Below are 25,668 nucleotides of genomic sequence, written 5' to 3'. Positions count from 1 at the left end.
ATGAGACAGCATAGCGGCATCGGCGTCCTGGACAAAGCAATGGGCGTTCTTCATGCAGTAGCTGAGGAACCGTGCAGCCTCACCGAACTCTGTGCACGAACCGGTTTGCCGCGCGCGACCGCCCATAGACTCGCCGTCGGTCTCGAAGTCCATCGACTCCTCACACGCGACTCGGATGGTCAGTGGTGCCCAGGGCCCGGACTCGCCGAACTCGCTGCCACCGCTAATGATCCACTCATTGCTGCGGCCGGACTCATCCTCCCCCGCCTTCGCGAAATCACCGGCGAAAGCGTCCAGCTGTACCGCCGGGAAGGCACCCAACGCATCTGCGTTGCGTCGATGGAACCGCCCACGGGCCTTCGCGACACAGTTCTCGTCGGGGCCAGGCTGCCGATGAATGCCGGTTCCGGCGCCAAGGTCCTTCTCGCATGGGCAGATCCACAAACCCAACGGACCGTTCTCGCCGATGCGTCGTTCGGCGAACGAGTGCTCCTCGAGGTTCGCCGGCGCGGCTGGGCACAGAGTGCAGCCGAACGTGAGCCGGGTGTCGCCAGCGTCGCGGCTCCTGTCCGAGACTCGGCAGGCGCTGTCATTGCCGCGATTTCGGTCTCCGGCCCCATCGATCGGATGGGTAGACGACCGGGAGCCCGCTGGGCGGCGGACCTTCTCGCAGCTGCCGAAGCGCTCCACAAGCGTCTGTAATTCGTGACACAGTAAGGCCTTCAGATCCTCGAGCACGTAGGAGTACGACGCGACCATGGCAGGAAAGCAGCGTAGTCAGATCACGATGACCGAGGCCGAAATTTCGAGCTTCGTCGAAAAGAGCCGTACGGCAACGATGGCGACGTTGAGCGCCGACGGAATGCCTCACCTGATCGCGATGTGGTTCGCGATAGTCGACGGCGAAATCTGGTTCGAAACCAAAGCCAAGTCGCAGAAGGCGGTCAATCTTCGCCGGGACACCCGTATGTCCGTCCTGATCGAAGACGGTCTGACGTACGACACGCTGCGAGGAGTCTCGATGGAGGGCACCGGAGTGATCGTCGAGGATCCGGAAGCTCTCTTTGCCGTGGGAATCAGTGTCTGGGAGCGATACACGGGCCCGTACACGGAAGATCTCCGCCCGGCCGTCGACGCGATGCTCCACAAGCGCGTCGCGGTACGGTTCGTTCCCGATCGAACTCGTTCGTGGGATCACCGCAAGCTCGGGATGCCGGCGATGCCTCTTTCCGGTTCTACTGCACCATCGCCGTAGACCCCGAGATTCGTGAAGCGAAATTCACGAGCTTTCGAATTCGGGCCGGCGTAGTTTCACCAACAGGCCCAACAACAAGGAGTGAGCATATGAGCGATCTCGACAGCAACACCCCGTCGGAACCCGAATCCCAATCGGAGGAAACCAAACGAAAGTTCCGTGAAGCCCTCGAACGGAAGAATCATCAGAACGCCAAATCGACCGACCATCGCGACGGACAGTCCAAGGTCCACAACACGCATGGCCCGGCCGATCACAAGCGAGAGTTCCGCCGCAAGAGCGGATAGCCGATCGCGGACAACAGAGTGAGATGACGATCACCCCCAGTCGAATTCGACTGGGGGTGATCGTTTTTCGCATCGCCGGAGACATTTCCGGCACATACGAAAAGACCCTCCGATCAATGATCGCAGGGTCTTTCCTTTGTAGCCCCGACGGGATTCGAACCCGCGCTACCGCCTTGAGAGGGCGGCGTCCTAGGCCGCTAGACGACGGGGCCAGGACACGCTTTTAAACGTGGTATTCAGTCTTGCTCTTGGATGCTCAGCAAGCTTAGCTTGTCTGAGTCCGGCCACAAAATCGACCGGATTTCCGCTGGGGTACCAGGACTCGAACCTAGAATGGCGGTACCAGAAACCGCTGTGTTGCCAATTACACCATACCCCAAGGTCTTGCTCACCAGCCTTGCCCGATCCGCTTCGCTGTTGTGCTCGGCGGCTCGTCTCCGGCCGAAAAGAAGATTACCAGTACCCCTGCCCCAAATACCAAATCGTATGGTCACGGGAGGTTTTTGCTTCATTTTCGGCCGGAAGACCGTCCGATCTAGGCGGTTACCGCTGCCCTACCGGCGCGCAACCGAGCAATCGAGACCTCACGACCGAGCAATTCCATCGACTCGTACAGCGGAGGGCTGATGTGAGAGCCGGTGATCGCGACCCGAACCGGAGCGAAGGCCTTACGCGGTTTGAGCTCCAGATCCTCGATGAGGGCCTTCTTGAGTGCTTCCTCGATACTGGCCGCAGTCCACTCCGAGGTTGCCTCGAGTGCCGCAAGAGACGCATCCAGAACCGGACCAGCGTCTTCCTTCAGGTTCTTTGCCGCCGCGGCCGGATCGAGAGCAAACGACGCCTCGTCGACGAACAGGAACTTCAGCAGATCCCACGCGTCGGACAGGACGACGATGCGCGTCTGCACGAGGTCCGCCGCAACAGTGAACGTGGCTTCATCGACGTCGGCGCTGATGTGGCCGTGCTCCACCAGGAACGACTTCAGGCGGGCCGCGAAGTCGGCCGGCTGGAGCAAGCGAATGTGCTCGGCATTGATCGCGTCGGCCTTTTTCTGGTCGAAGCGGGCAGGGTTGGAGTTGACCTTCGAAACGTCGAAGGCCGCAACCATCTCGTCGAGTGAGAAGACATCGTGATCGTCGGCAATGCTCCACCCGAGCAGAGCCAAGTAGTTCAGCAGTCCCTCGGGAATGAAGCCCCGATCGCGGTGAATGAAGAGGTTGGACTCGGGATCGCGCTTGGAAAGCTTCTTGTTGCCCTGACCCATCACGAACGGCAGGTGCCCGAACGACGGTGTGAAATCGGCGACACCGATGCGGATCAAAGCCTCGTACAACGCGAGCTGACGCGGGGTCGAGGAAAGCAGGTCCTCACCGCGCAGTACGTGAGTGATCTTCATCAACGCGTCGTCGACGGGATTGACCAGCGTGTACAGCGGAATACCGTTCCCGCGAGTCAACGCGAAGTCCGGAACGGTGCCTGCCTTGAACGTGGTCTCGCCGCGAACCAGGTCGTTCCACGTCAGGTCGTGATCGGGCATCCGGAGGCGGACGACCGGCTTGCGCCCCTCGGCGACGTAGGCAGCGCGCTGCTCGTCACTGAGGTCGCGATCGAAGTTGTCGTATCCGAGCTTCGGGTCGCGTCCGGCCGCCTTGTGTCGGGCTTCCACTTCTTCGTTGGTCGAGTAGGACTCGTAGGCCTCGCCCGCGGCCAGCAACTTGGCAACGACGTCGAGATGCAGGTCGCGACGCTCGGACTGGCGATACGGTGCGTGCGGCCCACCGACCTCCGGGCCCTCGTCCCAATTGAGCCCCAACCAGCGGAGGGCGTCGAGGATGGCCTGGTAGGACTCTTCACTGTCGCGCTGCGCATCGGTGTCTTCGATACGGAACACGAACGTGCCGCCGTGGTGTCGTGCGAATGCCCAGTTGAACAAGGCGGTGCGCACCAAACCTACGTGCGGGGTTCCGGTGGGTGACGGACAGAAACGGACGCGTACTTCGCTGTTGGTCATGGCTCACTTGGCTCGGCGATGATGGATGGTCGTACTACAGGTTAGTCCCGCAGCGCTTCCTCCATCCCGCCGATCACTTACCCGGCAAGACGTTGATACGTGTCATGTCACCGTCGTAGTAGGCGAGTAGTCGCTTGTCCATGACCTTTCGCCACAGCGGCGGCACCCACGCGCACACGATCATGACCGCGTAACCCGCTGGAAGTTGCGGCGCTTCGGCCGCACTGCGCAGGCTCTGGTACCGCAGACGCGGATTCGCGTGATGGTCACTGTGACGCTGAAGTTGATAGAGGAACAGATTGCTGACGACGTGGTCGCTGTTCCAGCTGTCCTCGGGCGAGCAGCGAACGTACGAGCCGTCAGGCCGCTTCGCACGTAGCAAGCCGTAGTGCTCGAGATAGTTGGCGGTCTCGAGGAACGTGAATCCGGCAATCGCCTGAACGGCCAGCCACGGTGCGATTTCCCACCCGAACACCGCGATCAGGCTGCCGAACAGGACAACACTCATCGCCCACGCGTTCAGGATGTTGTTCCGATAGCTCCACGTCCGTCTGCCTTGACGCTGAAGGCGAGCGCTTTCGATCCGCCATCCCGAGCGCAAGCCGCCGATGACACTGCGCGGCAAGAAGAACCAGAAGTTTTCCTTGTATCGCGAACTGGCCGGATCCTCCGGCGTCGCGACACGGACGTGGTGACCATGGTTGTGCTCGACGTAGAAATGGCCGTAAAAGGACTGTGCCAGCGCTACTTTCGCGAGCCACTTCTCGAGCTTTTCGCTCTTGTGCCCCAATTCATGCGCCGCGTTGATCCCAACACCGGCAACCACGCCGGCAGTCATCGCGAGCGCGAACTTCTCCCCCGCCGCCATCGGCGCGTTAACCCAGCACCAGGCGACGAACACGAGACCGACGTATTGGAGGGGCAGGAACAGATACGTGCACCAGCGGTAGAAACGATCCTCTTGCAATTCAGGGATCGCTTCGTCCGGCGGGCTGTTACCGTCCTCGCCCGCCAGTAGATCGATCAGGGGAATGACGATCACGATGAGCCAGGCCCCGATGGCCCAGAAGAGCCCGAGACTGAATTTGTCGACCAGGAACCACGCAGCGAACGGACTGAGAGGAACCAGCAAACCCAGTGGCCACAGGTAGCGCTTCTTGTCTCGCCACACCGGCCGCTGCCCGTTCCGCGCGTGCGCTGCCGCTGTCCGGGATGCTTCCGCGAAGGTCGTCATGTATCACCACGTTTCTGCGCAATCCACTCGATTGCCCCATCGGCTTCTATCCAGTTATCGGCCACCCTACTGCTCAGCGTTACATTTCAGGGAATTTGGTCTGTTACGAGCCGCGGCAGCAAACCGCGGGGCGAACCCTCCCAACCTCACCAAATCAGACATAACGCCAGGAGGATCATGGGTGAAGCTTCGCCTGGCTCATGAAACCCGCAGGTCAGTCCCAGGGCCTGATTACCTCGAACCGGAAGGCAATCCCAATCGACCATCCGGCGTTAGTTACCATCTTGCAACTTTTCTTTGACAGACACCTCTCGACTCACACCACGACGGAGGCCCCATCCGGTGGGGATGGGGCCTCCGTAGTCACATGACGGAACGAACCGGGTCAGATCAATTCTTGGCGGTCACCGGGTTCGTGAGCGTGCCGATCCCCGAGACCGTGACCGACACGGAATCGCCGTCGACGATCGGGCCGACTCCGGCGGGGGTGCCGGTGAGGATGACGTCGCCGGGCAGGAGGGTCATCACCGCCGAGATCCACTCGATGATCTTCGGAATGTCGTGAAGCAGGAAGGCGGTGCTGCTGTCCTGCTTGACCTGACCGTTCACCTCGGTCTTGATGTCGACGTCGGACGCATCGAGGCTGGTTTCGATCCACGGACCGAGCGGGCAGAAGGTGTCGTGGCCCTTCGCGCGCGTCCATTGCCCGTCGTGACGCTGATGATCTCGCGCCGATACGTCGTTGGCGATCGTGTAGCCCAGGACCACGCTCAACGCCTTCGCCGCGGGTACGTCTTTGCAAGGCTGACCGATGACCACCGCGAGTTCACCCTCGAAATGCACCTCGTTGGACGTCGGAGGCAAGACGATCGGGGCGCCCGGGCCGACGATGGACGTATTGGGCTTGAGGAAGATCACCGGATCAGCCGGCGCCTCGCCGCCCATCTCCGCGATGTGATCTGCATAATTCTTGCCGATACAGATCACCTTGCTGGCGAGAATCGGAGCCAGCAGACGAACATCGGCAAGCGGCCAACTACGGCCGGTAAAGGTGGGGTTCCCGAACGGGTGCTCCGCAATTTCCTTGGCGACGAGGGCATCCTCTTCACCTTCGATACTGACGAACGCAACACCATCGGGACTGGCAATTCGACCAAGACGCATACTGGCCAGTCTATCGGGGTGTCGGAAACGACTGACGCGCGCAAGCCGTAAGGCTTACGCGCGTCAGTCTCGTGAAAGAAATCCTTACAGCGCTGCGGTGATCCGGTCGCCGATCTCGGTCGTGGAGATGGGGCCTTCGCCGCGCGTTGCCAGGTCGGCAGCGACCACAGCCTCGACGCGAGCGGCGTCGTCCTCGCGTCCGAGATGGCGAAGAAGCAGTGCGGCCGAGAGGATCGCGGCGGTGGGATCTGCGATTCCCTTGCCGGCGATGTCCGGAGCACTGCCGTGCACGGGCTCGAACATCGACGGGTTGGTACCGGACGCGTCGATGTTTCCGCTTGCGGCCAAACCGATTCCACCGGTCACGGCACCGGCCAGGTCGGTGATGATGTCACCGAACAGGTTGTCCGTGACGATGACGTCGAACCGCGACGGGTCGGTCACCATGTAGATGGTGGCAGCGTCGATGTGGCAGTACGCGGTCTCGACGTCCGGGTACTCGGCCCCGACTGTCTCGATCGCACGCGTCCAGATTGCTCCCGCATTGGAGAGCACATTGGTCTTGTGGATCAGTGTGAGGTGCTTGGAACGTGTCTGCGCCAACGCAAATGCGTAACGAACAACACGCTCGGCGCCGAACCAGGTGTTGATCGACACTTCGGTCGCGATCTCGTGATCGGTGCCGACGCGAATGGCGCCACCGTTACCGGTGTACGGGCCCTCGGTGCCTTCACGAACCACGACGAAGTCGATCTCCGGCTGGGCCGCCAACGGCGACAGCGCACCCGGGTACAGCTGTGCGGGGCGAAGATTCACGTGATGATCGAGCTGGAAACGCATGTTCAGCAGCAGACCACGCTCGAGGATGCCGGGTGCGACGATCCGCGGATCACCGATGGCGCCCAACAGGATTGCGTCGTGCTGACGGATCTGGTCCAGCTCTTCCGCCGGGAGCAACTCGCCGGTGGCGTTGTAGCGACGGGCACCGAGATCGTATTCGGTGGTTTCCAGATCCGGAACCAACTTGCCGAGCACCTTGAGTGCTTCGGCTGTGACCTCGACACCGATTCCGTCGCCCGGAATGACCGCAAGCTTCATGGAGTCCTCATCTCAGTAGAACTGTGCGCCTTTATTAACCGCGGGCGGTTAATAAAGGCGCACAGCAAAAACAATCAGGAAAGGTCGACCTGGGCGACGCGAGCGTCGAGCTGCGAGACGATTGCCTCGACCTCGGCGTCTCCGACGACGCGATCGACGCGCAAGATGACCGTTGCGCCTTCGCCTTCGGCATCCTGGCTCAGTGCTGCGGCGAGGATGTCCACGCCCGCGTTGCCGAGAACGGTGCCGAGGACACCGAGAACGCCCGGGCGATCGCTGTAGTGAACGACGATGTTGTGACCCTCGGCGCGCAGGTCGAAGCTGCGTCCGTTGATGTTGACGATCTTCTCGACCTGCTGCAGACCGGTGAGTGCGCCCGTGACCGACGTGACCGTGCCGTCCGCGGCAACTGCGCGAACCTCGACCGCGCTGCGGTGAGCAAGAGCCTCGGAGTGCTTCTCGACCGATACGGTCACGCCGCGCTGCTCGGCCAGTGCCGGAGCGTTGACGAACGTGACGGCCTCGTCGCTGCTGGCGGAGAACACGCCGCGCAGTGCAGCCAGGCCGAGGATGTCGACGGTTTCGGCAGACAGCTCGCCGGTGGCGACAACCTGCACGGTCTGCACGGCTTCGGGCGACAACGTCGCAGCGAGGAGACCGAGCTTGCGGACCAGCTCGAGCCACGGAGCAACTTCTTCTCCGACCGGGCCGCCGGAGACGTTGACAGCCTCGGGAACGAATTCGCCCGCCAGAGCTAGGAGAACACTCTTCGCCACGTCGATGCCTGCGCGGTCCTGAGCCTCGGACGTCGATGCTCCGAGGTGCGGGGTGACGACGACGTTGTCGAGCTCGAAGAGCTTGGAATCGGTGCACGGCTCGGTGCTGAACACGTCGAGACCGGCGCCGCGGACCTTGCCGGAGACCAGTGCGTCGTAGAGCGCGTCTTCGTCGATCAGACCACCGCGGGCGGCGTTGACGATGATGACGCCGTCCTTGGCCTTGGCGAGACGCTCGGCGTTGATCAGGCCGGCCGTTTCCTTGGTCTTGGGCAGGTGCACGGAGATGAAGTCGGCGCGCTCGACGAGCTCGTCGATGGTGACCAGTTCGATGCCGAGCTGCGCGGCGCGAGCTGCGGGCAAGTAGGGGTCGTACGCGATGATGGTGGTTTCGAACGCGGCGAGACGCTGCGCGAACAGCTGGCCGATGCGGCCGAGTCCGACAACGCCGACGGTCTTGCCGAGGATCTCGACGCCGTTGAACTTGCTTCGCTTCCAGGTGTTCTCACGCAGGGTCTTGTCTGCTGCGGGAATCTGGCGAGCGGTCGACATGAGCAGAGCAACTGCGTGCTCGGCTGCCGAGTGGATGTTGGAGGTCGGTGCATTGACGACCATCACGCCGCGCTCGGTGGCTGCGGGGATCTCGACGTTGTCCAGGCCGACACCGGCGCGACCGATGATCTTCAGCTTGGTGCCTGCGGCCAGAACCTCGGCGTCGACGGTGGTGGCGGAACGGACGAGAATCGCGTCGGCCTCGGGTACCGCGGCGAGCAGCGCCGGGCGGTCGGGTCCGTCGACCCAACGCACCTCCACACCGTCACCGAGCGCCTCGACTGTGGACGGCGCGAGCTTGTCGGCGATCAGAACAACGGGACGGCCAGGCTGGCTCACGTGCAAACTCCCTGATTAGGTGGGTGTGAAGGTGGTTTAACCACCGATAGTTTAGTGCGCGCTCACTTCGAATCCACAACGCGGTAGGCGATACCACATAGTGGACACTTTCGCGGGCGAATTCTCGATGGAATATGAATCCGGACTCAGCCGGCCCGGGAAACGACTCCGGCCCAATGCCGCGCTGGTTCAACGTAATTGAACCGGCGCGACATCAGGCCAGTGGAGACGTGGAGCGTGAAACTGCGAATTACGCGGTTTCGGTGATCGGGCGATCGACCCAGCTCATCAGGTCGCGCAGCTTCTTGCCGGTGACCTCGATGGGGTGCTCGGCGTTGGCCTTGCGCAGGCCTTCGAGCTCGGTGTTGCCGTTCTCGACGTTGGCAACCAGACGACGGGTGAACTCGCCGGACTGGATGTCGGCCAGGATCGCCTTCATGCGCTCCTTGGTGTCGGCGTCGATGACGCGCGGACCGGAGAGGTATCCACCGAACTCAGCGGTGTCGGACACCGAGTAGTTCATGCGGGCGATGCCACCCTCGTACATGAGGTCGACGATGAGCTTGAGCTCGTGCAGAACCTCGAAGTACGCCATCTCGGGTGCGTAGCCGGCCTCGACCATGACCTCGAAACCGGTCTTGACCAGTTCCTCGGTGCCGCCGCAGAGCACAGCCTGCTCGCCGAAGAGGTCCGTCTCGGTCTCTTCCTTGAACGTGGTCTTGATGACGCCTGCGCGGGTTCCGCCGATACCCTTGGCGTAGGACAGAGCGAGAGCCTGGCCTTCACCCTTGGGATCCTGGTCGATGGCGATGAGCGCGGGAACGCCCTTGCCGTCGACGAACTGACGACGCACCAGGTGGCCCGGTCCCTTGGGGGCAACCATGCCGACGGTGACGAACTCCGGAGCCTTGATCAGGTCGAAGTGAATGTTCAGGCCGTGACCGAAGAACAGCGCGTCGCCGTCCTTGAGGTTCGGCTCGATGTCGTTGGTGAAAATGCTGGCCTGAGCGGTGTCAGGTGCGAGCACCATGATGACGTCGGCCCACTCGGAAACCTCGGCCGGCGTACCGACTGTCAGGCCCTGCTCCTGCGCCTTTTCACGGGACTTGGAGCCCTCCTTGAGGCCGATGCGCACATCGACGCCCGAGTCACGCAGGCTCAGCGAATGGGCGTGGCCCTGGCTTCCGTAGCCGATCACAGCAACCTTGCGGCCCTGAATGATCGACAGATCGGCATCGTCGTCGTAGAACATCTCGACTGCCACAGTTCTCAACCTCTCCTTGGATTTTTACGTGTCTAAAAGTACTAGCGGGTGGCCGTGATCGACTTCGGCCCTCGACCGACTGCCACGACCCCGGACTGAACGATCTCCCGGATACCGTACGGATCAAGCATCCGCAGCAGTGCATCCAGCTTGGACCGAGTACCGGTCGCCTCGATGGTGACGGACTCCGGGGAGACGTCGATCACCTTGGCGCGGAACAGGTTCACCGTTTCGATGACCTGCGTGCGCACGCTTGCATCTGCGCGCACCTTGATGAGCACGAGCTCGCGAGCGACGGATGCTTCACCGTCCTGCTCGACGATCTTGATGACGTTGATCAGCTTGTTGAGCTGCTTCGTCACCTGCTCGAGAGGGAACTCGTCGACCGTGACGACGATGGTCATACGTGAGATCTCGGGGATCTCGGTTCCGCCCACCGCAAGGGATTCGATGTTGAATCCGCGGCGGGAGAAAAGTGCGGAGACGCGGGCCAGCACGCCTGGCTTGTCCTCGACGAGAACACTGAGGGTGTGACTGGTGCTCACTTCTGATCCTCCCCTGTGCCCGCGGCGGGTCCGGCTTGCTCGCGTGACATGGCTTCGTGGATGACGGCGGGCTCGGCAACTGCCTCGTCGTCGTCGAACAGCGGCCGGATGCCCCGGGCCGCCATGATTTCGTCGTTGCTCGTTCCGGCAGCGACCATCGGCCACACCTGTGCGTCGGCGGTGACGATGAAGTCGATCACGACAGGCTTGTCGTTGATGGACTGCGCCTCACGGATCGCAGCTTCGACATCTTCTTCGCGCTCGACACGAATTCCGTGGCAGCCCAATGCTTCTGCGAGCTTGACGAAGTCCGGGATGCGGATGGCACCGTGCGTTCCGAGGTTGGTGTTGGAGTAGCGCTCTTCGTAGAAGAGTGTCTGCCACTGACGCACCATGCCGAGGTTGCCGTTGTTGATGAGGGCAACCTTGATCGGGATACCTTCGAGTGCACAGGTTGCGAGTTCCTGATTGGTCATCTGGAAGCAGCCGTCGCCGTCGATCGCCCACACCTCGGTGTCGGGCATGCCCATCTTGGCACCCATGGCTGCGGGAACCGCGTACCCCATGGTGCCGAGCCCGCCCGAGTTGAGCCACGTGCGCGGCTTCTCGTAACCGACGAACTGCGCGGCCCACATCTGGTGCTGGCCGACGCCGGCACAGTAGATGGCATCCGGTCCGGCGAGCTTGCCGACGGTCTGGATGACGTACTCCGGGCTCAGCTGACCGTCGGTGGGACGGTCGTAGCTCAGCGGGTAGGTACGACGGATGTCGTTCAGGTACGCCCACCATTCCGAGAGTTCGAACGTGGTGCCCGTGGCCATGTCGGCACGGATAGCCTCGATGAGTTCGGTGATGACCTCTTTGCAGTCGCCCACGATCGGGACGTCGGCGTAGCGGTTCTTGCCGATCTCGGCCGGATCGATGTCGGCGTGGATGACCTTGGCATCGGGCGCGAAGGAATTCAGCTGGCCGGTAACGCGGTCGTCGAAACGCGCGCCGAGGGTGATCAGCAGATCGCTGCGCTGCAGAGCGGCGACTGCGGCAACGGTGCCGTGCATTCCCGGCATACCGCAGTTGAGGTCGTGACTGTCCGGGAACGCGCCGCGGGCCATCAGCGTGGTGACGACGGGGATACCGGTCAGCTCTGCCAATTCGAGCAGCTCCGGCGAGGAGTCCGACTTGATGACGCCGCCACCGACGTACAGAACCGGCGACTTGGCGTCGGCGATCAGACGTGCAGCTTCACGAACCTGCTTGCCGTGCGGCTTGGTGACCGGGCGGTAGCCCGGCAGACGCATCTCCGGCGGCCACGAGAACGTGGTCTGCGACTGCAGGATGTCCTTGGGGATATCGACCAGGACGGCGCCGGGGCGACCGCTGGCCGCGAGGTAGAAGGCCTCGGCCATGATGCGCGGGATGTCGATCGCGTCGGTGATCAGGAAGTTGTGCTTGGTGACCGGCATCGTGATGCCTGAGATGTCGGCTTCCTGGAAGCCATCGGTACCGATCAGCGAGCGCGCCACCTGTCCGGTGATCGCGACGATCGGAACGGAGTCCATCTGCGCGTCGGCCAGTGGCGTGACCAGGTTGGTCGCACCGGGACCCGAGGTAGCCATGCAGACGCCGACCTTGCCGGTCGCCTGGGCGTAACCGGTGGCAGCGTGGCCTGCACCCTGCTCGTGGCGCACGAGCACGTGGCGGACCTTGACCGAATCGAAGAGTGGATCGTAAACCGGGAGCACGGCACCGCCGGGAATGCCGAATACCGTGTCGACCTCGAGCTCCTCGAGGGCTCGAACCACAGACTGCGCGCCGGTTACCCGCTCAGGCGGGAGCTGGCGACGGTTGGCCGTCTGGGTTGCGGCAGCCGCGGTTGTCGGGCTCGGTGTCCCTGACTTGCGCGGCGTGGGTTGAGGCCGTGCTGTTGGTGCGCTCACTGGGAAATCCTCTGATTCTGGCTCCGGGCAACAAAAAACCCCCGTCAGCATCTGCTGAGCGAGGGTGGCGCGTCGTTATCTGGTGAGTTGAAAAATCGACTCAGGCGACGACGCGCCGGCCGATTACGAGCAACTCATTCTGTTTCACGCACTCGACAGTAGAGGCGCTAGTCGCGAACGGCAAACTTGGTGAGTCGACCGTCCCAGAATCTGAGATACATCGGCTGCAATGCGAAGATGTAGAGGTGTCAACTTCGCAGCAGCCCGTGCCACCGGCTCAATCATCCCACACGCCGAAACCACTTCGGCACGTCATCCGCATTTCGCAGCTCGCTTACATGGCGTGCGCGTTCCTTCTGTTCGCGGTCAGCTTCCCGATCTTCGGGTGGCCCGTCGCCTTCAGCTGGTTGCTGATCCTTCCGATCATCGCCGTCTATCTCGTCGCGCGACTGCGCACCACCGTCAGCCCTGACGGCCTCGAGGTCCGCTCGACGTTCTCCAAGCGCACCCTCGCCTGGGACGACGTCAAGGGTTTCCGCTTCCCGAAGCGCAGCTGGGCGCGCGCAGAACTCACCGACGGAACCGAGGTGACCCTGCCTGCGGTCAGCTTCGTCAGGCTTCCCGAGATCGCGATCGCCAGCGGCGGCCGCATCACTGATCCCTATGCATCGGCGGCAGAAGCCTTCGCCGCCAAGGAAGCCGAAGAGGAAGAAGCAGCTGCAGAAGCGGAAGCAGAATCCGAGGTCGCCGAGAACACACAGGACCAGCCCGAAGAGAAGCGCCCGTAGCACGCGAGTAGCGTTGAAAGGCCCTCGCTTCTATTTGAGTGGACCAGCAACGATCACATAAGGAACACGCCCATGCCCCCGTTGAGGTCACGCACCACCACCATCGGACGTAATGCTGCCGGAGCCCGATCCCTGTGGCGCGCCACAGGAATGACGGATTCCGACTTCGGAAAGCCGATCGTCGCCGTAGCGAACTCGTACACCCAGTTCGTACCCGGACACGTGCATCTCAAGAACGTAGGCGAGATCGTTGCCGAGGCCATCAGTGCGGCCGGCGGCGTCGCTCGTGAGTTCCACACCATCGCAGTCGACGACGGCATCGCAATGGGCCACGGCGGCATGCTCTACTCGCTCCCGAGCCGCGAGATCATCGCCGATTCGGTCGAGTACATGGCAAACGCCCACACGGCCGACGCACTGGTGTGTATCTCCAACTGCGACAAGATCACTCCCGGCATGCTCAACGCCGCGATGCGTCTGAACATCCCGACGGTGTTCGTCTCCGGCGGTCCGATGGAGGCCGGTAAGGCAGTGGTCGTCGGCGGCGTGGCCCAAGCCCCCACCGACCTCATCACCGCGATCTCCGCCTCTGCCAACGATGCCGTGTCCGACGAAGGCCTCGACGAGGTCGAGCGCAGCGCGTGCCCGACGTGCGGGTCGTGCTCGGGCATGTTCACCGCCAACTCCATGAACTGCCTGACCGAAGCCCTCGGCCTCGCGTTGCCGGGCAACGGCTCCACGCTGGCAACTCACAAGGCTCGTCACGCACTCTTCTCTCGTGCGGGCACCACCGTGGTCGAGGCTGCCCTCAAGTACTACCGCGACGGCGACGAGTCGGTGCTGCCGCGCAACATCGCGACCCCGGCAGCGTTCCGCAACGCGATGGCTCTCGACGTCGCCATGGGCGGTTCCACCAACACCGTCCTGCACACTCTGGCTGCGGCGCAGGAAGGCGAGGTCGACTTCGACCTCGACACCATCGACGCGATCAGCCGCAAGGTGCCGTGCCTGTCCAAGGTCTCCCCCAACTCGGACTACCACATGGAGGACGTCCACCGCGCCGGCGGAATCCCCGCGCTGCTCGGTGAGCTTCGCCGCGGCGGACTCCTCGAAACCGACGTGTCCACCGTGCACACCAAGAGCTTCGACCAGTGGCTCGACGACTGGGACATCCGCTCCGGCAAGGCAACCGACGAGGCAATCGAGCTTTTCCACGCGGCTCCCGGCGGCGTGCGCACCATCGAACCGTTCTCCACGGACAACCGTTGGTCTGCTCTCGACACCGATGCGGCCGGCGGCTGCATCCGCGACGTCGAGAACGCCTACACCGTCGAAGGCGGCTTGGTTGTCCTGCGCGGCAACATCGCACTCGACGGCGCAATCCTCAAGACTGCCGGCATCGACGAGGAACTGTTCTCCTTCCAGGGCCCGGCGCTGGTCGTCGAATCTCAGGAAGAAGCCGTCTCGGTCATCTTGCAGAAGAAGATCAAGGCCGGCGACGTTCTCGTCGTGCGTTACGAAGGCCCCAAGGGTGGCCCCGGCATGCAGGAAATGCTGCACCCCACCGCCTTCCTCAAGGGCGCAGGCCTCGGCAAGGAATGCGCACTGATCACTGACGGTCGTTTCTCGGGCGGAACCTCCGGACTGTCCATCGGTCACATCTCCCCCGAGGCTGCCGCAGGCGGAGTCATCGGACTCGTCCAGAACGGCGATCAGGTCCGCATCGACGTCGCCTCGCGCACGCTCGAGATCCTGGTCGACGAGGACGTCCTCGCCGAGCGACGCGCGAAGATGGAGGCCTCCGAGCGCCCGTGGCAGCCGGTCGATCGTCAGCGCACCGTGACGACAGCCCTACGCGCCTACGCCGCTCTGGCAACGTCCGCCGACAAGGGCGCGGTTCGCTACGTTCCGTAAGTTCTGCCACGAACGGACAAAAGATCCCCGGCCGCTTTTCGGCCGGGGATCTTTTCTGTCAGCGTGCGAGATGAATCGGGATCAGATTCGCGCCAGTTCCTCCGGAAAATCTTCCTCCGGTGTTGTACGAGCATGCACCACAAACCAATCCGATCATCCCGTCGGTTTGGTACGCATCGTCGGCAGCACCTTCGACAACCACGCCGACACGTAGGAACTTGCGCATGGCGACCTGAGCCGGCGCAGCGTCCAGGGACTTCTTTCACACGAGAACGGATGAAAGGTCAGCGCCCATACGGAATTCCGCGACATCGCACATCCGGTCGAGTCCGGAGGCGTCGAGAGACGTCGGAGTACCACCACCGAACGCCACTGCGCCGTAGTGGGTTCAGTGGCCCGTAAGCCGTCTTGCGCGGATACACATATACATAATTCTGGTACGGACGTACCGCAACTATGAGACTCATTGACCGCAAGACCGACCGACAGGTACCGAATAGTCGGCCGACACGCGGAACACGAACGGAACGATATGAGCTATCAGACATTTCAGACTGAATCGCGCGTCCGGCTCGTGAGCGAATTCACTTGGACGTAGGGTTCCAGACACCAGCTGATCAATTCAGATACATGAGGGGGGATGACTTTCAGTCAGGTGATCATTTCGGTCAGTTCGAGCGAGCTGACTTGCACACGGCGCTCACCAGTGGTTCCCTCATCAGGTCGCTGAGACGCACATCACAACGACGACAGTCAGCCACCGCCCGCCACCCACAAGGTCGACGGGAAACAACCAAGGAGCAATACATGCCCGGAGTCGGCATATGGCGCACCAAATCCGTCGAGCAATCGATCGCGGACACCGACGAGCCTGAGACAAAGCTCAAGAAGGAACTGACCGCGAAGGACCTCACGGTATTCGGAGTCGCCGTCGTCATCGGCGCAGGCATCTTCACGCTGACTGCTCGAACCGCAGGCAATGTCGCAGGACCCTCGATTTCACTGGCATTCGTTCTCGCTGCGATCGCCTGTGGCCTTGCCGCGCTGTGTTACGCGGAGTTCGCCTCCACCGTTCCAGTCGCAGGCAGCGCATACACGTTCTCCTACGCGACGTTCGGTGAGTTCGCAGCCTGGATCATCGGCTGGGACCTCATCCTCGAGTTTGCTCTCGCCTCCGCCGTCGTCGGCAAGGGTTGGTCGCTGTACCTCGGCAACGTCATCGGGGCGAGCGGCAGCACCACCGCCCACATCGGGTCGATCAGCTTCGACTGGGGCGCACTGCTCATCATCGGCGCGATCACCCTGATTCTCGCGATCGGCACCAAGGTTTCCTCGCGAGTCTCCGCGATCATTACCGCGATCAAGATCGCAGTAGTCCTGCTCGTCATCGTCGTGGGCGCGTTCTACATCAAGAAGGAGAACTACTCTCCCTTCATCCCGCCGTCCGAAGGATCCGAGAGCTCTGCCAGCGGAATCCATCAGACCTTGTTCTCCTGGCTGACCGGTGCAGGCGGAAGTAGCTACGGCGCCTACGGATTGCTCGCCGCGGCCAGCCTCGTGTTCTTTGCCTTCATCGGCTTCGATGTCGTCGCCACCACGGCCGAGGAAACCAAGAACCCGCAGAAGTCGTTGCCACGCGGAATCTTCGGCTCGCTCGCCATCGTCACCGTTCTCTACGTTGCCGTCACACTCGTCCTGACCGGCATGGTCAAGTACACCGAACTCAAGGACGGCAGTCCTCTGGTCGGCGATTCCAGCGCCACCCTCGCAACCGCATTCGAGGCCAACGGAATCGGTTGGGCACAAACCGCCATCAACTTCGGTGGCCTGGCCGGCCTCACGACAGTTGTCATGGTCATGATGCTCGGCCAGACCCGCGTCCTCTTCGCAATGTCCCGTGACGGCCTCATGCCGCGCAGCCTGGCCAAGACCAACGCCAAGGGCATCCCGATGCGCATCACGTTGATCGTCGGTGGCATCGTCGCCGTCCTGGCAGCCTTCTTCCCGATGGGCACGCTCGAAGAGATGGTCAACATCGGAACGCTGTTCGCATTCGTCCTGGTTTGTGTCGGTGTCATCGTCCTACGCCGCACCCGCCCCGACCTGCCGCGCGGATTCCGCGTCCCACTGGTGCCCTTCGTGCCGATCGTCGCCGTGCTCGCCTGCGGTTGGCTGATGCTCAACCTCTCGGTCGAGACCTGGATCCGGTTCCTCGTCTGGATGGCCATCGGTGTTGTCGTGTACTTCGCCTACGGTCACCGCAAGTCGGTCCTCGGTCGCAAGCTCAAGGACGGAACAGCCATCCCGTCCGCGAACGCCGACCCGGTACTCGTCAAGGACTGATCCTTCACAGACGAACCGCCGCTCTCCGATTCGGAGAGCGGCGGTTCGTTTGTTCGACGGCGCGAGTTTCAGATGAGCGGATTGGCACCGTTCAGGAAGATCCAAGTGCAGACGCCCGCAGCGATGCCGAGGATCAAGACCACGAGCGATCCGACGAACGGGCGGGTTGCCCAGCCACGACGACCGTCGAGCGAAATACGGCCGGGACCCGTCAAAATGATGACGCCCGCACAGATTCCGAGCAGCATCTCGTACTCGGTACCGGCCGGGGCGAAGTACTCCAGTCCAGGTGCGCTCGCCTGACGCAGCGCCCACGCATTGATCATCACGGCCAGAACCGATGCTGCCGCAACGGGAGTCAGCAACCCCAGGATCAGGAGGGCGCCACCTGCGACCTCACCGACGGCGCCGAGGATCGCCATCCACTTCGCCTGCTGGAACCCGGCGTCCGCCAGCATCGTCTCGAAACCGCCCAGACCCGGCCCGTTCCAGATACCGGTCAACTTCTGCAGACCGTGCACCAGTGCCGTTCCGCCGACGGCCAATCGCAGTGCAAGCAAACCGAGGTCGAGAGTGCCTCGGCCCCGCGGAGTCTCGGTGGTCCCTGCCACGGCTTCGGCGGTGGGGACGGCGGCGATCGGAGCGTCGTACGCCGTCTCTCGCTCGAGAGCCACTGTCGGCTGATCCGCGCCCGGCGCTCGGTATGTCGGTATCTGTTCGGTCAGCGAGTTGGCGTTCGTGGAACCGAAATCGAGATCGTCGTCGGTCCGCGGCAACGGATTCTTGGCGCTCACCGTCGGAAATTGTTCGGTGGGCGAGTCATACGGACTGGACACGTTGCCCGTCGGCTTGTCCGCATCCGACAACTCGCTGGGATCTTTTCGCTCGTCAGTCACGTAGGTGAGCCTATGACCGATTCACGAACTCGACGGGGAACCTTGGTCCGGCGTGGCGGCATCTGCCGTGGGTTACGTAACGTCTTGGGCATGACTACGGGTAGGCATGCAGCGCTGGGCGCACTGGCTCTGGTGCTCGGGACATCGTTGCTCGCAGGTTGCGCGGACTTCGACGAATCGACTGCCTCGCCGTTCACACCCGAACCGACCAACCAGGCAAGCGCCGAAGTGCAGCCGGAGAACCCGCCGCCGTCGACCACGCCGCCGGCGCCGCGGACCGGCCCCCTCGGGCCGTGTCAGGACGCCGACACCGCCGTGATCGCAACCTGTCTCGACACCACCGGCGGCCTCGTCACACTCCCGGACGGGAACTCCGGGCTGGTGGCCGAACGGCGAACCGGCCGAATCATGCAGGTAGCCCCCAACACGACACCGGTCGAGGTTGCCAAGATCGATGTCGACGGCAGCGGCGACGGCGGACTGCTCGACATCGCCCTCTCCCCCACATTTGTCGAAGACAACCTGATCTATGCCTACGTCACCACCGGAACCGACAACCGGGTGGTCCGCATTGCTCCCGGTGACACCGCCAAGGAGGTCCTCGGCGGAATCCCGCGCGGTGCAAGCGGCAACGGCGGATCACTCGAGTTCGCGGCCCCGGACCAGCTCATGGTCCTGACAGGCGATACCGGCAACCCTGCGGTTGCTCAGGATCCCGGCTCGTTGGCGGGGAAACTGTTGCGAGTCCGATCGTTGACGCCAAACGCTTCGCCGCCTCGCCCGGAAGTTGTTCTGTCCGGAATCGGTAACGGCGGCGGCGTGTGTGTCGATCCCGGCATCGCGACCTGGGTCACCGACCGAACCACTCTCGAAGATCGCCTCCAACGCGTCGGCTCCGACGGCACAGTGACGTCGCCCGCTTGGACCTGGCCCGACCGGCCCGGCGTCGGGGGGTGCATTGCGGCGCAGGGAGTGGTAGCTGTCGCGTTGGGGGCCGGCAAAGCGATCTCCGCATTGGCCGCTGACCCCGGAACGGGAGCGATCACCACCGCGCCGTCGGCAGTGGCGAAAGACACGTACGGCCAACTGGGCGGTTTGGCGCTCGGATCCGACGGTTTGATGTGGGCGAGCACGATCAACAAGACCGCGGGCGAGCCGGGGCCGAACGACGACAAGGTGGTCAAGATCCCGATGCCGAGTGGCAGCGGCGGGATCGACTGAGCCGCGATCGCCGAAGCGCCATGTCTGTTCGGTCACGGATCCCGTGACCGAACATGCACAGATGCGTACTCTTTTATTAGCGGGGCTAATCACTCCGCATGTGCCAGGAGCGGTTGGCCAACCACGACAAAGGAGTCGGTATGAAGGCAATCCAGTACACGAGAATCGGCGCGGAACCCGAACTCACGGAGATTCCCAAACCCGAGCCCGGTCCAGGTGAAGTGCTCCTGGAAGTCACCGCTGCCGGCGTCTGCCACTCGGACGACTTCATCATGAGCCTGCCCGAAGAGCAGTACACCTACGGCCTTCCGCTCACGCTCGGCCACGAAGGCGCAGGCAAGGTCGCCGCCGTCGGCGAGGGTGTCGAAGGTCTCGACATCGGAACCAATGTCGTCGTCTACGGGCCTTGGGGTTGCGGCAACTGTTGGCACTGCTCACAAGGACTCGAGAACTATTGCTCTCGCGCCCAAGAACTCGGAATCAATCCTCCCGGTCTCGGTGCACCCGGCGCGTTGGCCGAGTTCATGATCGTCGATTCTCCTCGCCACCTTGTCCCGATCGGTGACCTCGACCCGGTCAAGACGGTGCCGCTGACCGACGCCGGTCTGACGCCGTATCACGCGATCAAGCGTTCTCTGCCGAAACTTCGCGGAGGCTCGTTCGCGGTTGTCATTGGTACCGGCGGTCTCGGCCACGTCGCTATTCAGCTCCTCCGTCACCTCTCGGCGGCAACGGTCATCGCTTTGGACGTGAGCGCGGACAAGCTCGAACTGGCAACCAAGGTAGGCGCTCACGAAGTGGTTCTGTCCGACAAGGACGCGGCCGAGAACGTCCGCAAGATCACTGGAAGTCAAGGCGCCGCACTGGTTCTCGACTTCGTCGGCTACCAGCCCACCATCGACACCGCGATGGCTGTCGCCGGCGTCGGATCAGACGTCACGATCGTCGGGATCGGGGACGGCCAGGCCCACGCCAAAGTCGGGTTCTTCCAAAGTCCTTACGAGGCTTCGGTGACAGTTCCGTATTGGGGTGCCCGCAACGAGTTGATCGAATTGATCGACCTCGCCCACGCCGGCATCTTCGACATCGCGGTGGAGACCTTCAGTCTCGACAACGGTGCCGAAGCGTATCGACGACTGGCTGCCGGAACGCTCAGCGGCCGTGCGGTTGTGGTCCCTGGTCTGTAGACCGACAGCGGCAAAACGACAGCGGTAAATACTGATGCCCGGCCGAATTAGATTCGGCCGGGCATCAGTGTCAGAGATTCAGTGTGCGCTAGCTGCACGCCTCGATGACAAGTTCCTTCACACGAGCCGCGTCTGCCTGTCCTCGGGTGGCCTTCATGACGTCGCCGACGATCTTTCCGGCGGCCTGGACCTTGCCGCTGCGGATCTTGTCCGCGATGTCGGGGTTGGCTGCGAGTGCCTCGTCGACGGCTGCCTTGAGCTTGGTTTCGTCACGTTCGACGACCAACTCCGGGTGGGCCGCGACAACCTGCTCCGGGTCACCCTCGCCGTCGAGGACGTGATCGACGACCTGGCGAGCGACCTTGTTGTTGAGCTTGCCGCTGTCGATGAGAGCTACGACCTGCGCAACCTGCGCCGGGGTGATCGGCAGAGCGCCGAGTTCGACGCCGCGGGTGTTGGCCTGCTGCGACAGGTAGGACAGCCACCAGGAGCGCGCTGCCTCGGGCGAAGCACCGGCCTCGGTGGTCGCAATCACCAGATCGATGGCGCCGGCGTTGACGAGGTCACGCATGACCTCGTCGGAGATTCCCCAGTCCTTCTGGATCCGCGCGCGGCGAATCCAGGGAAGCTCCGGCAAGGTGCCGCGCAGTTCTTCGACCCACTCGGCGCTCGGAGCAACAGGCTCGAGATCCGGTTCCGGGAAGTAGCGGTAGTCCTCGGCCGTTTCCTTGCGGCGTCCGGCGGCCGTGGTGCCGTCGGCTTCCTGGAAGTGGCGGGTCTCCTGGATGACCTCGCCGCCGGCGTCGAGAACTGCTGCCTGACGGCGCATTTCGTAGCGAACTGCGACCTCGACGCTCTTGAGGGAGTTGACGTTCTTGGTCTCGGTACGCGTTCCGAGTTCCTTGGCGCCGATCGGCATCAGCGAGATGTTGGCGTCGCAGCGCATCGATCCCTGATCCATCCGCACGTCCGAGACGTCGAGAGACTTGAGCAGATCACGAAGCGCCGTCACGTAAGCGCGGGCAACCTCGGGAGCGCGCTCACCGGCACCGTGGATGGTCTTGGTGACGATCTCCACCAGCGGCACACCCGCACGGTTGTAGTCGAGCAGTGAGTGGCTCGCACCGTGGATACGGCCGGTAGCGCCACCGACGTGGAGGGACTTACCGGTGTCCTCCTCCATGTGTGCGCGCTCGATGTCGACACGCCACGTCGTCCCGTCGTCGAGGATCACATCGAGGTAGCCCTCGGTTGCGATCGGCTCGTCGTACTGGGAAATCTGGTAGTTCTTCGGCTGATCCGGGTAGAAGTAGTTCTTGCGTGCGAATCGGCCCCAAGGCGTGATGGAGCAGTTGAGCGCAAGGCCGATCCGGATCGCGGACTCGACAGCGGCTGCGTTCACCACTGGCAACGAACCGGGCATGCCCAGACAGACCGGGCACACCTGGGTATTGGGTTCGGCACCGAACTCGGTGGGGCACGGGCAGAACATCTTGGTCGCGGTGCCGAGTTCTACGTGCACCTCCATACCCATCACAGGCTCGTACTTGGTCAGTACTTCGTCGTAATCGAGGATGTCGGGCGCATCGACAGCAGTCATGGTGATCAGTTTATGCGTCTGCGGCTCAGCCGAAGAATGCGGCTGCCTCCTCGTAGCGCTCCTTGGGCACCGTCTTGAGTTTGCGGGTCGCCTCGGCGAGCGGAACGAGGTCGATGGACGTTCCGTGCAACGCGACCATCTGACCGAAATCTCCGCGGTGAGCTGCGTCGGTGGCATGAACGCCGAAGCGAGTGGCGAGGATGCGGTCGTGCGGCGTCGGGGTGCCACCGCGCTGAATGTGCCCGAGGACGGTGGTGCGAACTTCCTTGCCGATCCGGCGCTCGATCTCGTTTCCGAGCTGCTGCGCGACACCGGTGAAGATCTTGTGGCCGAACTCGTCTATGCCACCTTCGCGCAGAGTCATCGACGCGGGATCGGGCATCGCGCCTTCAGCCACGACGCAGATGAAGTGGGAGTCGCCACGCTGGAAGCGCTTCTTGACCATCGCGCACACCTCGTCGACGTCGAACGGCTGTTCCGGAACCAGAGTCAGGTGTGCCCCCGACGCCAGTCCGGCTTGCAGCGCGATCCAGCCCGCGTGCCGGCCCATCACCTCGACGAGCATGACGCGCTGATGCGATTCAGCCGTGGTGTGGAGTCTGTCAATGGCGTCGGTGGCGACAGCCAAGGCGGTGTCGAAACCGAAAGTCACGTCAGTGCAATCGATGTCGTTGTCGATCGTCTTGGGCACACCGATCACGGGTACGCCGCTCTCGGAAAGCCAACTGGCCGCGGTGAGTGTGCCTTCGCCGCCGATCGGGATCAGGACGTCGATCCCGTTGTCGTCGAGGGTCTGCTTGATCTGATCGAGGCCCGCACGGAGTTTGTCGGGGTTCACGCGAGCGGTGCCGAGGATCGTGCCGCCGCGGGTGAGGATGCGGTTGATGCGGTCATCGGAGTCGAGCGGGACCTTGCGGTCCTCGAGCAATCCCCGCCAGCCGTCCCGGAATCCGACCACGGTACTGCCGTAGCGACCGGCCGACGTACGTACGACGGCGCGGATGACCGCGTTCAAGCCCGGGCAGTCGCCGCCGCCCGTGAGGATTCCGATTCGCATAGTGCAGCACCTCTCGTGACCGGATTGTGGATCTTGGTGTCCATCTTCCCCCAGTCACCGTATTGCCGCAGGATAGCGGCGTTGCCGAGCCGCAACGCCGCGCCGCACTGGGCCACTAACCCGGCGTGACGAGCCCGCTTTCGTACGCCAACACGACTGCCTGGGCGCGATCGCGCAGATCGAGCTTGGACAGCACCTTCCCGACATGGGTCTTGACGGTCTGCTCGGCGACGAACAGCCGCTCGGCGATCTCGACGTTGGACAATCCGCGGGCGATCAGTTCGAGGACCTCGCGCTCACGCGGGGTCAGCGCATCGAGCGCTGCGGGCCGTGCGCGCGGTGCGGCCCGCCGGCTGGTTACATCGGCAATCAGGCGACGCGTCACCGTCGGCGCCAGCAAGGCCTGCCCTTCGGCGACGACGCGCACCGCCCGAATCAGTTCCTCAGCCGGTGCGTCCTTGAGCATGAACCCGCTCGCTCCGACGCTCAATGCCTCGTAGACGTAATCGTCGATGTCGAAAGTGGTGAGCATGAGGACTCGCACCGGCGGTTCCCATCCGGCGGACAGAATCTGGCGGGCAGCGTCGAGTCCGTTCATCTCGGGCATACGAACATCCATCAACACCACGTCCGGACGCAATCGCGCGACCTCGGCGACGGCGATCTTGCCGTCCGGCGCATCGCCGATCACGCTGATGTCTGGCTGAGCGGAGAGTAGGGCTCCGAACCCTTGTCGAACCATCGCCTGGTCGTCTGCGATGAATACTGTGATGGGCACTCGGACAGCCTAGGCGGGCATCGACGGCAACTCGGCCCGGACCTCGAACCCTCCGTCCTCGCGCCGGTTTGCCAACAGCATGCCGCCCACCGCCGAAGCCCGCTCACGCATTCCGCGTATTCCGTTGCCACCAGTGGTTTCCGACGCCGAGTGCTGATTGCCACCCAATGGCGAAGGCCCGTTGTTCACGAGCGCGCTCACCGATTGCGGGCCGAACGCCACGGCGACCTCGATGGGTCCGCCTGGTGAATGCCTGGCCGCATTGGTAATCGACTCCTGAATGATCCGGTAGAGCGCAAGGCCCGTGGATTCCGAGACCGACGCTCGATCTCCGTCGACTCGCCACGACACCGGAAGTCCCGCACGGGTACTGCCGAGCAGCAGTTCGTCCAACTGGTCGACGCCCGGTTGCGGGGCCGTCACCACGGAGTCACCGTCGCTGCGCAGCACTCCGAGGAGACCACGAATCTCGTTGAGCGCTGCTCGCCCTGTCTCACTTATCGATTCGAATTCGGTCCGGATCTCGGGAGTGACCGCATCGAGTCGGTACGGCGCACTCTGCGCTTGCACGACCACCATCGACATGTGGTGGGCCACGATGTCGTGCAAGTCGCGGGCGATACGCGCCTTCTCCTCGAGGATCGTGCGCCGTGTGCGTTCGAGTTCGCTGACTTCCTCCTGCTTGGCCAACTGACGGCGCGAGAGAACCAACCAGCGGATCAGCAGGCAGAAGACCACCAGGGCGCTCAGCCCGACGGCCCAACCGGCTCCGTCGCTTCCCGGAGCGTTGCCGAGGAAAAGCAGCACCGTGGCGATCCAGGCGACACCGACAACCTGAATGGGTGCTCGCAGACTCACCGCGGCCAGCAACGACATCAGCACGATGATGTGGACGACCTGCCACGGGTAGTCGTAACCAGTCGTGTTGTCGAACACCAACGGGATGATCAGTGCCGACACCGCCGACACCGCCCATCCCAACGGAGCGTTGATCCGGATCAGGACAAACGGAAAGGCGGCCAACGCGGCGACGAAGGGCATGATCGGCGGCGAAACATGATGCGTCAGTTGCAGTGTCGGCCAGGCAATCGAATAGAGGATCAGAGTGATCACTACGATGACGATGTTCCAGAACTGACCGCGGGCCACGAAACTGGTTGCCCGGCGCACCTTCTCCGAATGTACGACCGCCCCGTCGAGGCCGGACAGCACCGACCCGGCAGTGGTGTATGTCGGCGCGGGCACACCCGGTGCGCCTCTGTTCTTCCTTCGGACCTTGATCACCCGTCAAGCCTATGAAGGCGAACCCCGAAAGTCCTCATACTGCAGAGTGAGATCCCCCTACCTCCGAGGTATCACAGGGGAGGGAATTCTCACCCGATCGCACGTCGGAGAACCCCTCTCCAGAGCGATGACCGCCAG

At 63.1% G+C, this 25,668-nt stretch carries 21 protein-coding genes and 2 tRNA genes; 8 read left to right on the top strand and 15 right to left on the bottom strand.

Going from position 1 to position 25,668, the window contains the following annotated elements:
- The 3 genes from GJB56_RS04580 (at nucleotide 1) to GJB56_RS04570 (ending at nucleotide 1,542) form a co-directional block, all read left to right on the top strand.
- A complete protein-coding gene (locus GJB56_RS04580; RefSeq protein ID WP_007729342.1) occupies nucleotides 1-702 on the top strand; it encodes an IclR family transcriptional regulator in 702 nt (233 codons plus the stop codon).
- A 55-nt stretch (nucleotides 703-757) separates the two neighbouring features.
- A complete protein-coding gene (locus tag GJB56_RS04575; protein WP_021333071.1) occupies nucleotides 758-1,255 on the top strand; it encodes a pyridoxamine 5'-phosphate oxidase family protein in 498 nt (165 codons plus the stop codon).
- Between the two features lie 89 nt (nucleotides 1,256-1,344).
- Nucleotides 1,345-1,542 carry a DUF5302 domain-containing protein gene (locus GJB56_RS04570; RefSeq protein WP_007729345.1) on the top strand — a complete coding sequence of 66 codons (198 nt, stop codon included), beginning with the start codon at nucleotides 1,345-1,347 and terminating at the stop codon, nucleotides 1,540-1,542.
- 139 nt (nucleotides 1,543-1,681) lie between these two features.
- Here the strand turns inward: GJB56_RS04570 and GJB56_RS04565 are convergent.
- The 10 genes from GJB56_RS04565 to GJB56_RS04520 all read right to left on the bottom strand — a co-directional run bounded on the left by GJB56_RS04565 (nucleotide 1,682) and on the right by GJB56_RS04520 (nucleotide 12,462).
- Nucleotides 1,682-1,754: transfer RNA gene (locus GJB56_RS04565), tRNA-Glu, on the bottom strand.
- Nucleotides 1,755-1,849: 95 nt separating this feature from the next.
- Nucleotides 1,850-1,921 (bottom strand) — tRNA-Gln (locus GJB56_RS04560).
- A gap of 156 nt (nucleotides 1,922-2,077) precedes the next feature.
- Nucleotides 2,078-3,553: a glutamate--tRNA ligase gene (gltX, locus tag GJB56_RS04555; RefSeq protein ID WP_019747934.1), complete on the bottom strand. Its 1,476-nt coding sequence runs from the start codon at nucleotides 3,551-3,553 to the stop codon at nucleotides 2,078-2,080.
- Between the two features lie 73 nt (nucleotides 3,554-3,626).
- Nucleotides 3,627-4,787, bottom strand: coding sequence for an alkane 1-monooxygenase (locus tag GJB56_RS04550; RefSeq protein WP_021333072.1), 1,161 nt, complete (start codon nucleotides 4,785-4,787; stop codon nucleotides 3,627-3,629).
- A 390-nt stretch (nucleotides 4,788-5,177) separates the two neighbouring features.
- Complete coding sequence (locus tag GJB56_RS04545; RefSeq protein ID WP_020969311.1) at nucleotides 5,178-5,951, bottom strand: fumarylacetoacetate hydrolase family protein; 774 nt, start codon at nucleotides 5,949-5,951, stop codon at nucleotides 5,178-5,180.
- Nucleotides 5,952-6,035: 84 nt separating this feature from the next.
- The gene (locus tag GJB56_RS04540) at nucleotides 6,036-7,049 is read right to left on the bottom strand and encodes a 3-isopropylmalate dehydrogenase (RefSeq protein ID WP_019747931.1); all 1,014 of its coding nucleotides are present in this window, start codon (nucleotides 7,047-7,049) and stop codon (nucleotides 6,036-6,038) included.
- 74 nt (nucleotides 7,050-7,123) lie between these two features.
- Nucleotides 7,124-8,716: a phosphoglycerate dehydrogenase gene (serA, locus tag GJB56_RS04535; protein ID WP_003944758.1), complete on the bottom strand. Its 1,593-nt coding sequence runs from the start codon at nucleotides 8,714-8,716 to the stop codon at nucleotides 7,124-7,126.
- 250 nt (nucleotides 8,717-8,966) lie between these two features.
- The gene (gene ilvC, locus GJB56_RS04530) at nucleotides 8,967-9,968 is read right to left on the bottom strand and encodes a ketol-acid reductoisomerase (protein WP_172436500.1); all 1,002 of its coding nucleotides are present in this window, start codon (nucleotides 9,966-9,968) and stop codon (nucleotides 8,967-8,969) included.
- A 53-nt stretch (nucleotides 9,969-10,021) separates the two neighbouring features.
- Entirely contained in the window at nucleotides 10,022-10,525 is a 504-nt protein-coding gene (gene ilvN, locus GJB56_RS04525) for an acetolactate synthase small subunit (protein WP_003944718.1), read from the bottom strand.
- Nucleotides 10,522-12,462, bottom strand: coding sequence for an acetolactate synthase large subunit (locus tag GJB56_RS04520; protein ID WP_019747929.1), 1,941 nt, complete (start codon nucleotides 12,460-12,462; stop codon nucleotides 10,522-10,524). Before GJB56_RS04520 ends, ilvN begins: the two co-directional genes overlap by 4 nt.
- Nucleotides 12,463-12,728: 266 nt before the next feature.
- Here GJB56_RS04520 and GJB56_RS04515 point away from each other — a divergent pair, with 266 nt between their 5' ends.
- The 3 genes from GJB56_RS04515 (at nucleotide 12,729) to GJB56_RS04505 (ending at nucleotide 17,507) form a co-directional block, all read left to right on the top strand.
- The gene (locus GJB56_RS04515) at nucleotides 12,729-13,250 is read left to right on the top strand and encodes a PH domain-containing protein (protein WP_030535410.1); all 522 of its coding nucleotides are present in this window, start codon (nucleotides 12,729-12,731) and stop codon (nucleotides 13,248-13,250) included.
- A gap of 72 nt (nucleotides 13,251-13,322) precedes the next feature.
- On the top strand, nucleotides 13,323-15,164 hold the full coding sequence (ilvD, locus tag GJB56_RS04510; protein WP_029255106.1) for a dihydroxy-acid dehydratase: 1,842 nt from the start codon (nucleotides 13,323-13,325) through the stop codon (nucleotides 15,162-15,164).
- Between the two features lie 807 nt (nucleotides 15,165-15,971).
- Entirely contained in the window at nucleotides 15,972-17,507 is a 1,536-nt protein-coding gene (locus GJB56_RS04505; protein ID WP_020907256.1) for an amino acid permease, read from the top strand.
- Between the two features lie 68 nt (nucleotides 17,508-17,575).
- Here GJB56_RS04505 and GJB56_RS04500 read toward each other — a convergent pair whose 3' ends face one another.
- Nucleotides 17,576-18,403, bottom strand: a complete 828-nt coding sequence (locus GJB56_RS04500) for a DoxX family protein (RefSeq protein ID WP_020907255.1) — start codon at nucleotides 18,401-18,403, stop codon at nucleotides 17,576-17,578.
- A gap of 90 nt (nucleotides 18,404-18,493) precedes the next feature.
- On the opposite strand from GJB56_RS04500, the gene GJB56_RS04495 reads away from it, so the two are divergent.
- Nucleotides 18,494-19,624, top strand: a complete 1,131-nt coding sequence (locus tag GJB56_RS04495) for a PQQ-dependent sugar dehydrogenase (protein WP_020907254.1) — start codon at nucleotides 18,494-18,496, stop codon at nucleotides 19,622-19,624.
- A gap of 140 nt (nucleotides 19,625-19,764) precedes the next feature.
- The gene (locus GJB56_RS04490) at nucleotides 19,765-20,811 is read left to right on the top strand and encodes an NAD(P)-dependent alcohol dehydrogenase (RefSeq protein ID WP_019747921.1); all 1,047 of its coding nucleotides are present in this window, start codon (nucleotides 19,765-19,767) and stop codon (nucleotides 20,809-20,811) included.
- Nucleotides 20,812-20,899: 88 nt separating this feature from the next.
- Here GJB56_RS04490 and gatB read toward each other — a convergent pair whose 3' ends face one another.
- From gatB to GJB56_RS04470, 4 genes are all read right to left on the bottom strand, one after another.
- Nucleotides 20,900-22,411 carry an Asp-tRNA(Asn)/Glu-tRNA(Gln) amidotransferase subunit GatB gene (gene gatB, locus GJB56_RS04485; protein WP_019747920.1) on the bottom strand — a complete coding sequence of 504 codons (1,512 nt, stop codon included), beginning with the start codon at nucleotides 22,409-22,411 and terminating at the stop codon, nucleotides 20,900-20,902.
- Nucleotides 22,412-22,436: 25 nt separating this feature from the next.
- Entirely contained in the window at nucleotides 22,437-23,468 is a 1,032-nt protein-coding gene (locus GJB56_RS04480) for an ATP-dependent 6-phosphofructokinase (protein WP_019747919.1), read from the bottom strand.
- A 115-nt stretch (nucleotides 23,469-23,583) separates the two neighbouring features.
- Nucleotides 23,584-24,246, bottom strand: a complete 663-nt coding sequence (locus tag GJB56_RS04475; protein ID WP_007729374.1) for a response regulator — start codon at nucleotides 24,244-24,246, stop codon at nucleotides 23,584-23,586.
- A gap of 9 nt (nucleotides 24,247-24,255) precedes the next feature.
- Nucleotides 24,256-25,530, bottom strand: a complete 1,275-nt coding sequence (locus tag GJB56_RS04470) for a sensor histidine kinase (protein WP_047890156.1) — start codon at nucleotides 25,528-25,530, stop codon at nucleotides 24,256-24,258.
- Nucleotides 25,531-25,668: the final 138 nt, after the last annotated feature.

Source organism: Rhodococcus sp. AQ5-07 (assembly GCF_009707305.1).
Classification (GTDB): Bacteria; Actinomycetota; Actinomycetes; order Mycobacteriales; family Mycobacteriaceae; genus Rhodococcus_F; species Rhodococcus_F erythropolis.
This window is presented reverse-complemented; position numbering and strand designations above follow the sequence as displayed.